The following is a 14591-nucleotide window of genomic DNA, read 5'->3' as shown; positions in this document are numbered from 1 at the left end:
AAGGCGCATCCGGTCAACGCCCATCCCAGACAACTGCGAGGACTTTATGGCCCGTTTCGAATTGCAAAAACTCTACATTGACGGTGGTTACGTCGACGCCAGCGGCGATGCGACCTTCGAAGCCATCAACCCGGCCAACGGCGAAGTGCTCGCCAAGGTCCAGCGGGCCACTCAGGCAGACGTCGAACGTGCCGTGACCAGCGCTGAAAAGGGCCAGAAAATCTGGGCTGCGATGACCGCCATGGAGCGTTCACGCATCCTGCGCCGCGCCGTCGATATCCTGCGCGAACGCAACGACGAACTGGCCGAACTGGAAACCCTCGACACCGGTAAAGCGATCTCCGAAACCAAGTACGTCGACATCGTCACCGGCGCCGACGTGCTGGAATACTACGCAGGCCTGGTCCCTGCCATCGAAGGCGAACAGATCCCGCTGCGCGACACCGCGTTCGTCTACACCCGCCGGGAGCCGCTGGGCGTGACCGTCGGCATCGGCGCGTGGAACTACCCGATCCAGATCGCCCTGTGGAAGTCCGCCCCAGCCCTCGCCGCCGGTAACGCGATGATCTTCAAGCCGAGCGAAGTCACCTCGCTCACCACCCTGAAACTTGCCGAAATCTACACACAAGCGGGCGTGCCGAATGGCGTGTTCAACGTACTGACCGGCAGCGGCCGTGAAGTCGGCACCTGGCTGACCGAGCACCCGCGCATCGAGAAAGTCTCGTTCACCGGGGGCACCGACACCGGCAAGAAAGTCATGGCCAGCGCGTCGAGTTCGTCGCTCAAGGAAGTGACGATGGAATTGGGCGGCAAGTCGCCGCTGATCATCTTCGACGACGCTGATCTGGATCGCGCCGCCGACATCGCGATGATGGCCAACTTCTACAGCTCCGGTCAGGTCTGCACCAACGGCACCCGCGTGTTCGTGCCGAGCGCGTTGAAGGCTGCGTTCGAAGCGAAGATCGTCGAGCGCGTGAAGCGCATCCGCGTCGGCAACCCGCAAATCGACACCACCAACTTCGGCCCACTGGTCAGCTTCGCTCACATGGAAAGCGTGCTGGGCTACATCGCCAAGGGCAAGGAAGAAGGCGCGCGCCTGCTGATCGGCGGCGACCGACTGACCGAGGGTGAATTCGCCCAAGGCGCATTTGTGGCCCCAACCGTGTTCACCGATTGCAGCGACGACATGACCATCGTCAAAGAGGAAATCTTTGGCCCGGTCATGAGCATCCTCAGCTACGAGACCGAAGAAGAAGTGATCCGCCGCGCCAACGACACCGAGTTCGGCCTCGCCGCCGGTATCGTCACCCGCGACATCACCCGCGCGCACCGTGTGATTCATCAGCTCGAAGCAGGCATTTGCTGGATCAACGCCTGGGGCGAATCCGACGCGAAAATGCCGGTCGGTGGCTACAAGCAATCGGGCGTCGGGCGCGAGAACGGCATCAGCTCGTTGGCGCAGTACACGCGAATCAAATCGGTACAGGTCGAGCTGGGCGATTACGCGTCGGTGTTCTAAATCCGAGCGCTTCATTGTGCCGCCCGCCATTCGCGGATGAATCCGCTCCCACAGGAGAATGCAATCACCCTGTGGGAGCGGATTTATCCACGAGGGGCCCGCCCGGTAAGCGCACTAGCATGGGGTGCTAGGGGTCGAGCAGACACACTGCTCCCCCGCCCCTCTCTACCGCTCATTTTCTGAAGAGGGAGCATTTCAATGTCCCAGGAATTCGACTACATCATCGTAGGGGCCGGCTCGGCCGGTAACACCCTGGCCGCCCGTCTCACCGAAGACGCTGGCGTCACGGTTCTTTTGCTTGAAGCCGGTGGTCCGGATTACCGCGCCGACTTCCGCACGCAAATGCCTGCCGCCCTGGCCTTCCCGCTGCAAGGCCGCCGCTACAACTGGGCGTACGAAACCGACCCTGAGCCGCACATGGACAACCGTCGCATGGAGTGCGGTCGTGGCAAGGGCCTGGGTGGCTCGTCGCTGATCAACGGCATGTGCTACATCCGCGGCAACGCGATGGACTACGACGGTTGGGCGAAACTGCCGGGCCTGGAAAACTGGACCTACCTCGACTGCCTGCCTTATTTCCGCAAGGCTGAAACCCGCGACATCGGCCCCAACGACTACCACGGCGGCGAAGGTCCGGTCAGCGTGACCACGCCGAAGGCAGGCAACAACCCGCTGTTCCACGCGATGGTCGAGGCCGGTGTGCAAGCGGGTTATCCGCGCACCGAAGACCTCAACGGTTATCAGCAGGAAGGCTTCGGTCCGATGGACCGCACCGTCACGCCGAACGGCCGTCGCGCCAGCACCGCGCGTGGTTATCTGGACGAAGCCAAGCAGCGCTCGACGCTGACCATCGTCACCCACGCACTGACCGACCGCATCCTGTTCGACAACAAACGCGCCGTCGGCGTGGCCTATATGGTCGGCGACAGCGACACCCGCATCGAAGCCCGCGCTCGCAAGGAAGTCATCGTCAGCAGCGGCGCGATTGCCTCGCCGCAACTGCTGCAACGCTCCGGCGTCGGCCCCGCGGCGCTGCTGAAAAAGCTCGACATCCCGGTGGTCCACGACCTGCCCGGCGTCGGTGAAAATCTGCAAGACCACTTGGAGATGTACCTGCAATACGCCTGCAAGGAACCGGTCTCGCTCTACCCTTCGCTGCTCTGGTGGAACCAGCCGGCCATCGGCGCCGAGTGGATGTTCCTCGGCAAAGGCATCGGCGCCAGCAACCAATTCGAAGCCGGTGGTTTCATTCGTTCCCGCGAGGAGTTCGAGTGGCCGAACATTCAGTACCACTTCCTGCCGGTAGCGATTAATTACAACGGCAGCAATGGCGTGAAAGAGCATGGCTTCCAGGCCCACGTCGGTTCGATGCGCTCGCCGAGCCGTGGCCGCGTGCAGTTGAAATCGAAGAACCCGCGCGAGTACCCGAGCATCCTCTTCAACTACATGGCCACCGAGCAGGACTGGCAGGAATTCCGCGACGGCATCCGCCTGACCCGCGAGATCATGCAACAGCCTGCGCTGGACCAATACCGGGGTCGCGAGATCAGCCCTGGCGTTGAGGTGCAGACCGACGAGCAGTTGGACCAGTTCGTGCGCGAGCATGCCGAGACCGCGTTCCACCCGTCGTGTTCGTGCAAGATGGGCACCGACCAGATGGCGGTGGTCGATGCCGAAGGTCGCGTGCACGGCATGCAGGGTCTGCGGGTGGTCGATGCGTCGATCATGCCGATCATCACCACCGGCAACCTTAACGCGCCGACAATCATGATCGCCGAGAAAATCGCCGACAAGATCCGCGGCCGTACACCACTGCCGCGCAGCACCGCCAAGTATTTCGTGGCAGGTGACGCACCGGCGCGTGGCAAGCCCATGCGCGAGATCGCCCCAACGGCGTGATGCTCATTGATCGTTCTCACGCTCCGCGTGGGAACGATCACATCTCCCCCGCCGCAGAGCCCTTCCGCGCTATGATTCGGCCCATTGCCCTCCGAATCACCAAGGAGACATCCTGCATGTTCGACTTCTCCGCTCAACTCAAGCAGCGGTTTGCCGCCCTGCAGAGCAGCGCCCAGTTTTTCTCCCTGCGTTACGTCAGACAGACCAGCCAGCACCTATCCGTGCGCAAGAACGTCCCCGAGCCGCCGCAATTGAGCACCGACGAAGGCGCGATGCTGACTGTGCGCGTCAACGGCGTCGAAGCCTACGCTGCGACCAACGACATCTCGCAACGGGGCCTGCAAGCCGCACTCGAAAGGGCCGAAGTTCAGGCGCGACAGCTGGCCACTCATTCGCTGCTCGATCTGCGCGAACACGCCGTCGCCACCCATCGCGCCGATTACCTGTCGCCCAACCTCACCAGTGCCTTTCCTTCACTGAGCGATTGCTACGCTTTGCTCGGTCAGGAATCCGCCGCCGTGCCCAAGGACGAGCGGCTGGTGAACTGGCAGGTCAGTCTCGGCCTGGAAAACGTCGAACAGATTTACCTCAATAGCGCGGGCGCCGAGATTCGTCAGGCCCAGCGCTTCGTCTTTCCCGGCTTGAGCGTGACAGCGTACGACGGCCAGGACAGCCAGACCCGCAGCCTTGGCCGCGATAACTTCGGCCAGCAAGGTGGCGCGGAGGTCATCACGTCCTCCGGCATCATCGGCGCAGCGGCCAATGTCGCGGATCAGGCGCTGCAACTGATCATGGCGCCCAACACCCCGACCGGCCCACGCGACCTGCTGCTGACGCCGGACCAAATGATCCTGCAAATCCACGAATCCATCGGCCACCCGCTGGAGCTGGACCGCATTCTGGGCGACGAGCGCAATTACGCCGGCACCAGCTTCGTCAAAACCAGCGACTTCGGCAGCCTGCAATACGGCTCGAACCTGCTCAACGTGACGTTCGACCCGGAGATCCCGCAGCAACTGGCGAGCTACGGTTTCGACGACGACGGCACACCCGCGAGCAAGCAATTCCTGATCAGGAACGGCGTGCTCGAACGGCCTCTGGGCGGTGCGCTGTCGCAATACCGCAGCGGCATGGAAGGCGTCGCCAACAGCCGCGCGTGCAGCTGGAACCGCGCGCCCATAGACCGCATGGCCAACCTCAACATCGAGCCGGGCGACCAGTCGATGCAGGCGCTGATCGGCGGCATCGAACACGGCATTCTGATGAGCACCAACCGCTCATGGTCGATTGACGATGCGCGCAACAAATTCCAGTTCGGCTGCGAGTGGGGTCAGTTGATCGAAAACGGCGAACTCAAGGGCGTGGTGAAAAACCCGAACTATCGGGCCATTTCCGCGCAGTTCTGGCGCAACCTCAGCGCCGTCGGCGACGCCAGCACGTTTCAAGTCTTGGGCACGCCAAACTGCGGCAAAGGCGAACCCAACCAAGTGGTGCGCGTGGGCCATGCTTCGCCTGCCTGCGTGTTCGCCAAGGTCGATGTGTTCGGAGGTGACGCCTGATGTCTCATCAAACCCAATTCAAGGCGCTCGTCGAGTGGCTGAACGGCGCGATCACGCCGCAGGAACGCTTCACCCTCAGCTACAACGCCGAGGCCTCGGACTTCATTCGCTTCAACCATGCCAAAGTGCGCCAGGCCGGTCATGTGCAGCAGGCCAACGTGTATTTCAAGCTGATCGAAGACGGTCGCCACGCGGACCTGAACCTGACGCTTTCCGGCGATGAAGCGTTGGATCGTCAGCGTTTGGGCGAGGCACTGCATCAACTGCGCGAGACGCTGGCACTGTTGCCGGTTGATCCCTATCTGCTGCTCAACGAGGACGCCTGGCAAAGCAGCAACGTTCAGGACTCGCCGCTGCCTGACAGCGCCCATGTCGTCGCGCAAATCGCGCAGCTGGGCGAGGGGCTGGACCTGGTGGGCATTTATGCCGTTGGTCCGATCTATCGCGGATTCGCCAGTTCCAACGGCGGATTCGGCTGGCATCAGGCGAACAGTTTCAATGTCGACTGGAGCCTGTTCCACGGGAACGGCCAGGCCGTGAAGGCCAACTATGCGGGCCACGAATGGAGCGATGAGGCGTTCGCCAAGCGCTTTGTCCTGGCCCGCGAGCAACTGGCGTTTTTGGGTCAGCCGTCGCACACCCTGGCGCCTGGACAATACCGCGCGTACCTGGCACCGGCGGCACTGGAAGAAGTGATGAGCATGCTGTGCTGGGGCGGGTTTTCAGCGCAATCGCTGGCGGACAAGACCAGTCCGTTGCAACGTCTGTACGACGGTCACGCGACGCTGAATCCCTTGGTGAGCCTGGACGAACAGGTGACCGGCTCCCTGTCGCCGGCGTTCTCGGGCGAAGGCTATCCGCGGTCGGACCTGTCGTTGGTGGTCGAGGGCGTCGCGAAAGACCGGCTGATCGACTCGCGCAGCGCCGCCGAATACGGCCTCACCGCCAACGGTGCCGGTTGGGGTGAAGCGCCAAGCGCACTGAGCATGAGCGGCGGGGCACTGGCTCTGGACGAGGTGTTGAAGGCGTTGGGCACCGGGTTGTACATCAGCAACCTCTGGTACCTGAACTTCTCCGACCGCACCGCCGGACGCATCACTGGGATGACGCGGTTTGCGACCTTCTGGGTCGAGGACGGCCAAATCAAGGCCCCGGTCAGCACCATGCGTTTTGACGACAGTATCTTCAGCCTGCTGGGTGGGGCGCTGGAACAATTGACGAAGGAAAGGGAACTCATCCTGTCGGCGAGCACCTACAGTCAACGTCAGACAGCGTCGAATCTGCTGCCGGGGGCGTTGATCAGCAAGCTGACGTTGACTTTGTGACAACTCGCGGCTTACGCGAAACCCTGTAGGAGCTGGGCTGGCGAAGGCGTCAGGTCAGAGGCAGCAACGTCGGCTGCCATACCGCGTTCGCCAGCAAGCCGGCTCCTACAGTCGAGGTAAACCGCACAGCTGGCGGCTACATTGGCGTAAACCACGGCCCCCGTAGGAGCTGGCTTGCCTGCGATCTGGCGCGAAGCGGCAGTAGAATCACACGCCTTGGCCCTTTCTGACCCACCGCGTTCGCTGGGTTTACTGCCGCTTCGCAGCAGATCGCAGGCAAGCCAGCTCCTACGGCCTTCGGCCAGAAGCAGACCGTGACAATCAGCAATCAGCAATCAGCAATCAGCAACCAGCAACCAGCAACCAGCAACACCAAAGCGCCAACCCACAAAAATCAAAAAGGACCCACGATCCACATGCCGACCACCACGCCGCAACTGGACGCCAGAACCCTGCGCTGGATGCCTTGGGTCATTGCCATCGCCTTTTTCATGCAAAGCCTGGACGGCACGATCCTCAACACTGCGTTGCCGTCCATGGCCCGTTCGCTGTCGGAAGACCCGCTGCGCATGCAGTCGGTGATCATCGCCTACATGCTGACCATCGCCCTGTTGATTCCGGCGTCGGGCTGGATTTCGGACCGCTTCGGGATCAAGCGGATTTTCTTCAGCGCGATTCTGTTGTTCAGCTTCGGCTCATTGCTGTGCGCAGCGGCCAACACCCTTGGCATGCTGGTCGCGGCCCGGGTGATTCAGGGCTTGGGCGGCGCGTTGATGATGCCCGTCGGCAGGCTGATCGTGCTGCGGGCCTATCCGCGAACGGAGCTGGTGCGCATCCTCAGTTTCATCACCATGCCTGCCCTGCTCGGTCCGCTGATGGGGCCTACGGTCGGCGGCTGGCTGGTGGAATACCTGAGCTGGCACTGGATATTCCTGATCAACATCCCGGTGGGGATTCTGGGCTGCTTCGCGGTGCGCAAATTCATTCCTGATCTCGTGGGCGGCGGGCGCACGCGCTTCGATCTGGTGGGGTTCTCGCTGTTCGGCGCCTCGATGGTGTTGATCACCATCGCGTTGGAAGGCCTGGGCGAACTGCACCTGCCACACCTGCGCGTGGTGATGCTGCTGTTTGGCGGCATGGCCTGTCTGGCGGCGTACTGGTTGCGGGCCGGACATGTCGAATCCCCGCTGTTTTCTGCATCGCTGTTCCGCACCCGCAGTTTCGCGGTGGGGATCATGGGCAACCTGTTCGCCCGTCTGGGCAGCGGTGCGTTGCCGTTTCTGGTGCCGCTGATGCTGCAAGTGGCGCTCGGTTATTCGCCGTCCCACGCCGGGATGAGCATGATTCCGCTGGCCTTGGCCGCGATGTTCGCCAAGCCGTTGGCCACCCGCGCCATCGAGCGTCTGGGCTATCGCATCGTGCTGACCGGCAACACACTGTTACTCGGCGCGCTGCTGGCGAGCATGGCGCTGGTGGACGCCGACACACCGTACTGGATGCTGCTGATTCATCTGGCGTTCTTGGGCGGGGTGAACTCGTTGCAGTTCTCGGCGATGAATGCCGTGACGCTCATTGACCTCGACGACGCCAGCGCGGCGAGCGGCAACAGCCTGTTGTCGGTGGTGGCGCAGTTGTCGTTGAGCCTGGGCGTTGCGTGTGCGGCGGCGTTGTTGGGGGGCTTTACCGATGATGTGTCGACGGGCGAAGTCAGCAGTGTGTTGGGCGCGTTCCAGCTGACGTTCCTGTGCGTGGGGGTGCTGGCGATGCTGGCGGCGTCGATCTTCCTGCAGCTGTCGCCACGCATGCCGCCGGAGAATCCACCGCGCAAGCCGCAGACGGAGCCTGAGATCGAGGCGTGATTGATAGACAGGCGCCCGGCTTCTTGGTCGGACGCTGATCCCTCTCTGTAGGAGAGAATTCATTCGCGAAAAATGGTCCGGCGCATGGAGATGGGTCGGATGGACCGCCCATTCGCGAATGAATTCGCTCCCACAGTGGGGCCCTGTGCCAACAGAGAGATCAGCCGCGCATCCGGCATCGTCGAACAACGACAGACAACCCCCACCATTTATCGCCCCCACCCCCAAGCCATGGGCTGCGACCTGATACACTGCGCGACATTTTGTTTTGCAGGCCCGTCCCGTGACCAACACCGCTTTCAACTCGCTGCCCCTTTCCGCCGCCATGCTGGCTAACCTGGAGTCCCTTGGTTATGCCGAGATGACGCCGATTCAGGCGCAGAGCCTGCCGGTGATGCTCAAGGGCATGGACCTGATCGCTCAAGCCAAGACCGGCTCTGGCAAGACCGCCGCGTTCGGCGTCGGGCTGCTTAACCCGATCAACCCGCGCTACTTCGGCTGCCAGGCACTCGTGCTTTGCCCGACCCGTGAGCTGGCGGACCAGGTCGCCAAGGAAATCCGCCGTCTGGCGCGCTCCGAAGACAACATCAAAGTCCTGACCCTGTGCGGCGGCGTGTCCTTCGGCCCGCAAATCGCCTCGCTGGAACACGGCGCCCACATCATCGTCGGCACGCCGGGCCGTATTCAGCAGCACCTGCGCAAAGGCTCGCTGATCCTCGATGGCCTGAACACACTGGTCCTCGATGAAGCCGACCGCATGCTCGACATGGGTTTCTACGACGCCATCGCCGACATCATCGAGCAGACCCCGGAGCGTCGTCAGACCCTGCTGTTCTCGGCCACGTACCCGGTCGGCATCAAACAGCTGGCCTCCAAGTTCATGCGCGACCCACAGACCGTGAAGGTCGAAGCGCTGCACGCCGACAGCCAGATCGAGCAGATCTTCTACGAAATCTCGCCAGAGCAACGCCTCGAAGCGGTGGTGAAAGTCCTCGATCATTTCCGTCCACAATCCTGCGTGGCGTTCTGCTTCACCAAGCAGCAGGTGCAAGAAGTGGTCGATCACCTGACCGCCAAAGGCATGTCGGCCGTCGGTCTGCATGGCGATCTGGAACAGCGTGATCGCGATCAGGTACTGGCCATGTTCGCCAACCGCAGCACATCCGTGCTGGTCGCCACCGACGTTGCGGCACGCGGCCTGGACATCGATGCGCTGGACATGGTGATCAACGTCGAGCTGGCCCGTGATTCGGAAATCCACATTCACCGCGTCGGACGTACCGGTCGTGCGGGCGAGACCGGCATCGCCGTCAGCCTCGTTGCGCCGGGCGAAAGCCAGCGTGCCCGCGCCGTCGAAGAGCTGCAAAAGGCGCCGCTGAACTGGCAGCAGTACGACCAGTTGACCCGCAAGGAAGGCGGCAAGCTGCTGCCACCGATGGCCACCCTGTGCATCGGTTCGGGCCGCAAGGACAAACTGCGCCCGGGCGACATCCTCGGCGCGCTGACCGGCGAAGCGGGCATTCCTGGCACTCAGGTGGGCAAGATTGCGATTTTCGATTTCCAGGCCTACGTCGCCGTGGAACGCAGCATCGCCAAACAGGCGCTGGATCGTCTGAACAACGGAAAGATCAAGGGCAAATCGTTGCGGGTCAGGATTCTCTGAGAACCCGCAAACCGCGTCGCGAATGAATTCGCTCTCACAGACTGACCGCGCTCAACCTGTGGGAGCGAATTCATTCGCGAAACGTATTCACAAACACCGCAAAACCTTCTGACACACCACAGAACACCCGAGGACACCGCTTTGCCCGTTACTGACGTTGTGATCATCGGCGCTGGCGCCGCAGGTTTGATGTGCGCCGCCATCGCCGCCAATCGTGGCCGCCAGGTGATGCTGATCGATCACGCCAACAAGCCGGGCAAGAAAATCCTCATGTCGGGCGGCGGGCGTTGCAACTTCACCAATATGTACACCGAGCCCGCCAACTTCCTTTCGCAGAACCCACACTTCTGCAAATCGGCGCTGGCGCGCTACACCCAGTGGGATTTCATCGCGCTGGTGGGCAAGCACGGCGTGCCGTACCACGAGAAGAAGCTCGGCCAGCTGTTCTGCGACAACAAGTCCAGCGACATCCTCGGCCTGCTGCTCAGCGAGTGCGATGACGCAGGCGTCGCCCTGCACATGGACACCTCGGTGCAGGCCATCGAGAAAATCGAATCCGGCTACCTGCTGCAAACCACTTTGGGCAACATCAGCTGCACATCGCTGGTGATCGCCACTGGCGGCCTGTCGATTCCAACGCTAGGCGCCACAGGGTTTGGTTATCAGGTGGGCAAGCAGTTCGGTCACACCCTGCTGCCAACGCGCGCAGGCCTTGTGCCGTTCACCATCACCGATCAGTTGAAAGACCTGTGCACCGAGCTGTCCGGCACGTCGGTGGATTGCCTGGTGAGCTGCAACGACACGAGCTTCCGCGAAAACATCCTGTTCACCCATCGCGGGCTGAGCGGGCCGGCGATCCTGCAGATTTCCTCGTTCTGGAACCCCGGTGACACGGTCGAAATCAACCTGCTGCCCGACCACGACGCCCACGGCTGGCTGACCGAGCAACAGGCCGAGCGCCCGAACAGCGAACTCAAGACCCTGCTGGGCGAACTCTTCACCAAGAAGATGGCCAATCTGATCGCCGATCAATGGTTCGTCTCCAAGCCGATGAAGCAGTACACCCACGCCGAACTGGCCGACATCGCCGAGAAACTGGCGAGCTGGAAAGTGGTTCCGGCGGGCACAGAGGGTTATCGCACGGCAGAGGTGACGCTGGGCGGCATCGACACCCGGGAAGTGTCCTCGAAAACGATGGAATCGCTGAAATCACCGGGGCTGTATTTCATCGGCGAAGTGTTGGACGTCAGCGGGCATCTGGGCGGTTTCAATTTCCAGTGGGCCTGGGCGTCGGCGTATGCGGCAGCGCAGTTTGTCTAACGTTCATCTTTTTGGCTGACGACGCAGAACCCCTGTAGGAGCGAATTCATTCGCGATGCGTAGGCATGGGCGATAGAGATGCGTCGGATGTATCGGCCTTTCGCGAATGAGTTCGCTCCCACAGTTTGAACTGCTCTCCCTTTGAGGATCAGTGCCATCTGGCTCTCACGGAATAAATTTTGCTAATCAGATGTACAGCGCGCATCAGGCGCTGTACATATCCATCAGCAGAATCAGTCGCGAAAAAGGCCGTCCGCGTTCATGGCATCGAAATCGTTGCGCAATACCTTCCGCCGCCTGTGGGCGCTGGACAAGTTTTCCTACAGCGTGCGGGTTTTTATCGCGCTGACCGGCAGCATGGCGCTGTGCTGGTATCAAAACGAAATGTCGCTGGTCATCCCGCTGTTCCTCGGGATTATCGCCAGCGCCCTCTCCGAAACCGACGACAGCTGGCAGGGCCGCCTCAATGCACTGGCCGTGACGCTGGTGTGTTTCAGTATCGCGGCGCTCTCCGTCGAATTGCTGTTCCCCTACCCCGTGCTGTTCATCAGCGCCTTCGCCCTCGCGGCGTTCTGCCTGACGATGCTCGGCGCCTTGGGCGAGCGATACGGCGCCATCGCTTACGCAACGCTTATTCTCTCGGTCTACACCATGATCGGTGTGGACCAGCGCGGTGGTGAGGTCACGGATTTCTGGCACGAACCGATGCTGCTGGTAGCCGGCGCCGCATGGTACGGACTGCTGTCAGTGCTGTGGCAGATGCTGTTTTCCAACCAGCCGGTGCAGCAGGCGCTGGCGCGACTGTTTAGAGAACTGGGCCTGTACCTGAAACTGAAGTCAGAGCTGTTCGAGCCGATTCGCACGCTGGATGTCGAAGCCAAGCGGCTGGAACTGGCGAAGCAGAACGGCAAAGTCGTAGCAGCGCTCAACGTCACCAAGGAAATCATCCTCAACCGTGTAGGCAGCGGTCGTCCCGGCTCGAAGGTCAGTCGCTACCTGAAGTTGTACTTTCTCGCGCAGGACATCCACGAGCGCGCCAGCTCCTCGCACTATCCCTACAACTCGCTGGCCGAAGCGTTCTTCCACAGCGACGTATTGTTCCGCTGCCAACGCTTGCTGCGTCAGCAGGGCAACGCCTGCCGCGACCTGTCAGTGTCGATCCAGTTGCGCCAACCGTTCATCTACGACGACAGCTTCGCCCACGCGCTGGACGACCTGCGCGCGTCCCTCGAACACCTGCGCATCCAGAGCAACCCGGCGTGGCGTGGCCTGCTGCGTTCCCTCCGTGCGTTAGCGAACAACCTCGGCACATTGGACCGACTGCTCAGCGACGCGAGCAATCCCGACGCGCTGGCCGACGCGTCCGACAGCAGCCTGCTGGACCGTTCGCCGCGCAACCTGAAAGACGTCTGGACACGCTTGCGCCTGCAACTGACCCCGACCTCGCTGCTGTTTCGCCACGCCCTGCGTCTGCCGCTGGCACTGGTGATCGGTTATCTCATGGTTCACCTGATCCACCCGTCGCAAGGCTACTGGATCATTCTGACCACGGTTTTCGTCTGCCAGCCGAGTTACGGCGCCACCCGGCGCAAGCTGGGGCAGCGGATCATCGGCACGGCCATTGGGCTGACGGCGGGCTGGATTCTGTTCGACCTGATCACCACGCCAGTGCTGCAATCGATGTGTGCAGTGCTCGCGGGGGTCGTGTTCTTCGTCAACCGCACCACGCGTTACACGCTGTCCACGGCAGCGATCACGGTGATGATCCTGTTCTGCTTCAATCAGGTCGGCAACGGCTACGGGCTGTTCCTGCCGCGCCTGATGGACACGCTGCTCGGCAGCCTGATCGCTGGCCTGGCGGTGTTCCTGTTCCTGCCGGATTGGCAGGGCCGACGCCTGAACAAAGTGCTGGCCAACACGCTGTCCTGCAACAGCATTTACCTGCGCCAGATCATGCAACAGTACGCCCAGGGCAAGAGCGACGACCTCGCTTATCGCTTGGCCCGACGCAACGCCCACAACGCCGACGCCGCCCTGTCCACGACGCTGGCGAACATGCTGATGGAGCCAGGCCATTTCCGCAAAGAGGCCGACGTGGGCTTCCGCTTCCTGGTGCTCTCGCACACATTGCTAAGCTATTTGTCAGGCCTCGGCGCCCACCGCGAGACTCAACTTCCCAACGAAGTGCGCGAGCAGTTGATCGAAGGTGCGGGCGCCAATCTGGCGTCGAGCATCGATGAGATCGCCCAGAGCCTGGCCACCCGTCACCCCGTGGCGGTACAAAGCGATGCCGAGGAAGCCCTGGCGGCGGACCTTGAGCAGATGCCGGAAGAGATCGATGAAGGGCAGCGTCTGGTGCAAACACAACTGGCGTTGATCTGCCGCCAGTTGGGGCCGCTGCGCACCTTGGCGGCTCACTTGATCAAAGAGCCGTCCAAGGACGAGACAGCCGTTACAGACCGTGCAGCTTGAACAGCTTGTCGTAGGTGCCATCGGCTTTCATGGCGGCGATGGCATTGTCGAAATCGGCGACGATTTTCGCGTGATCGGGGTTCTTCAAGCTGACCAGAATGTGCAGGTTGTTTTCGCTCAATGACTGGGGCAAAAAGTCGACGCTGTCTCGCACGTCTTCCGGCTCGTGACTGAGGGCGAAACGCGCCGCGTATTCGTCCTCGACGGTCAGCTCCACCCTCCCCGCCGCCAACATCCGGACCGCCGTCGAAAAGCTCGCGACCGGTATTTTTTTCAGATCGGGATCGTTATCGAACTCGGGGGAGTAGGCATAGCTGCGGACGATGGCAATGGAATAGGGGTGTAACTGAGGCAGGCTTTTGTACTCGATGTCCGACGTTTTGCGCTTGAGAAACCGCAAACGGTTAACCAGGTACTCGCCGGAAAACTCGCCAATCTCTGTGCGATCTTTGCTGTACCACGCGTTGATCAGGATGTCATAACGCCCTTCACTGACCCCATGAACTGCCCTGGCCCAAGGCACCTGCTCGTATTCAGTGGTGTAACCGGCACGGCCCAGCGCCGTGCGAATCAGATCAGTGGACAGCCCGCCATTGATCAGCGTCAGATCCGAATAAGGGGCCCAGGCGTCACCGGCGATACGCAGTGTCTGCGCCGACGCGCCTTGCGCAATCAACAGCATTCCCAGCAAAGCCATGGCTCGAAGCAAACGCGGCATGCTCAAGATCCTTAGGCAGGTGGATGGCCTGCGATTTTTCAGCGGCAATCAAGCGACACTGTGACATCCCTGGTGCGAGCAAAAGGTCGTTTAGCGACCCCAATGGAGGCGACGTTCGGAGGTAGCAAGTGGCCTTCATTGAAGACCGGTTGCTGTTTTTCCACAACACATAAGTGGCCAATGTTTGTGCCGCAGTTCAAGAAATCGCGCGATGCCCTGATCGTTGTCACAACTGTCACCACGCGTTGACGTTGGGC

General features: G+C 61.6%; 9 protein-coding genes. 8 read left to right on the top strand and 1 reads right to left on the bottom strand.

Annotated elements, in window-relative coordinates:
• Positions 1-46: 46 nt before the first annotated feature.
• The 8 genes from betB (at position 47) to yccS (ending at position 13616) form a co-directional block, all read left to right on the top strand.
• A complete protein-coding gene (betB, locus tag ACIQAL_RS16750; protein WP_401147352.1) occupies positions 47-1519 on the top strand; it encodes a betaine-aldehyde dehydrogenase in 1473 nt (490 codons plus the stop codon).
• Positions 1520-1717: 198 nt separating this feature from the next.
• Positions 1718-3418 carry a choline dehydrogenase gene (betA, locus tag ACIQAL_RS16745; protein WP_401147350.1) on the top strand — a complete coding sequence of 567 codons (1701 nt, stop codon included), beginning with the start codon at positions 1718-1720 and terminating at the stop codon, positions 3416-3418.
• A gap of 116 nt (positions 3419-3534) precedes the next feature.
• Complete coding sequence (locus ACIQAL_RS16740) at positions 3535-4977, top strand: TldD/PmbA family protein (protein ID WP_401147347.1); 1443 nt, start codon at positions 3535-3537, stop codon at positions 4975-4977.
• The gene (locus ACIQAL_RS16735; RefSeq protein ID WP_401147345.1) at positions 4977-6302 is read left to right on the top strand and encodes a TldD/PmbA family protein; all 1326 of its coding nucleotides are present in this window, start codon (positions 4977-4979) and stop codon (positions 6300-6302) included. The genes ACIQAL_RS16740 and ACIQAL_RS16735 overlap by 1 nt, the downstream gene beginning before the upstream one ends.
• Before the next feature lie 416 nt (positions 6303-6718).
• Complete coding sequence (mdtD, locus tag ACIQAL_RS16730; RefSeq protein WP_401147343.1) at positions 6719-8161, top strand: multidrug transporter subunit MdtD; 1443 nt, start codon at positions 6719-6721, stop codon at positions 8159-8161.
• A 283-nt stretch (positions 8162-8444) separates the two neighbouring features.
• Entirely contained in the window at positions 8445-9824 is a 1380-nt protein-coding gene (gene dbpA / locus ACIQAL_RS16725; protein ID WP_401147342.1) for an ATP-dependent RNA helicase DbpA, read from the top strand.
• Between the two features lie 141 nt (positions 9825-9965).
• Entirely contained in the window at positions 9966-11144 is a 1179-nt protein-coding gene (locus tag ACIQAL_RS16720; RefSeq protein WP_401147339.1) for an NAD(P)/FAD-dependent oxidoreductase, read from the top strand.
• A 261-nt stretch (positions 11145-11405) separates the two neighbouring features.
• Positions 11406-13616 (top strand): YccS family putative transporter, encoded by a 2211-nt coding sequence (yccS, locus tag ACIQAL_RS16715; RefSeq protein ID WP_401147336.1) that lies wholly within the window; start codon positions 11406-11408, stop codon positions 13614-13616.
• Here yccS and ACIQAL_RS16710 read toward each other — a convergent pair.
• Positions 13597-14334 (bottom strand): substrate-binding periplasmic protein, encoded by a 738-nt coding sequence (locus ACIQAL_RS16710; RefSeq protein ID WP_401147334.1) that lies wholly within the window; start codon positions 14332-14334, stop codon positions 13597-13599. The genes yccS and ACIQAL_RS16710 overlap by 20 nt on opposite strands.
• Positions 14335-14591 lie beyond the last annotated feature (257 nt).

This window comes from Pseudomonas sp. NPDC088368 (assembly GCF_044753445.1).
GTDB lineage: Bacteria > Pseudomonadota > Gammaproteobacteria > Pseudomonadales > Pseudomonadaceae > Aquipseudomonas > Aquipseudomonas bambusae.
The sequence above is the reverse complement of the archived record's forward strand: the minus strand, read 5'-3'. Positions and strand labels throughout refer to the sequence as shown.

Coding starts and splice junctions, on each gene's coding strand:
- betB (WP_401147352.1), top strand. CDS start 47: ATGGCCCGTTTCGAATTGCAAAAACTCTACATTGACGGTGGTTACGTC.
- betA (WP_401147350.1), top strand. CDS start 1,718: ATGTCCCAGGAATTCGACTACATCATCGTAGGGGCCGGCTCGGCCGGT.
- ACIQAL_RS16740 (WP_401147347.1), top strand. CDS start 3,535: ATGTTCGACTTCTCCGCTCAACTCAAGCAGCGGTTTGCCGCCCTGCAG.
- ACIQAL_RS16735 (WP_401147345.1), top strand. CDS start 4,977: ATGTCTCATCAAACCCAATTCAAGGCGCTCGTCGAGTGGCTGAACGGC.
- mdtD (WP_401147343.1), top strand. CDS start 6,719: ATGCCGACCACCACGCCGCAACTGGACGCCAGAACCCTGCGCTGGATG.
- yccS (WP_401147336.1), top strand. CDS start 11,406: ATGGCATCGAAATCGTTGCGCAATACCTTCCGCCGCCTGTGGGCGCTG.
- ACIQAL_RS16710 (WP_401147334.1), bottom strand. CDS start 14,334: ATGCCGCGTTTGCTTCGAGCCATGGCTTTGCTGGGAATGCTGTTGATT.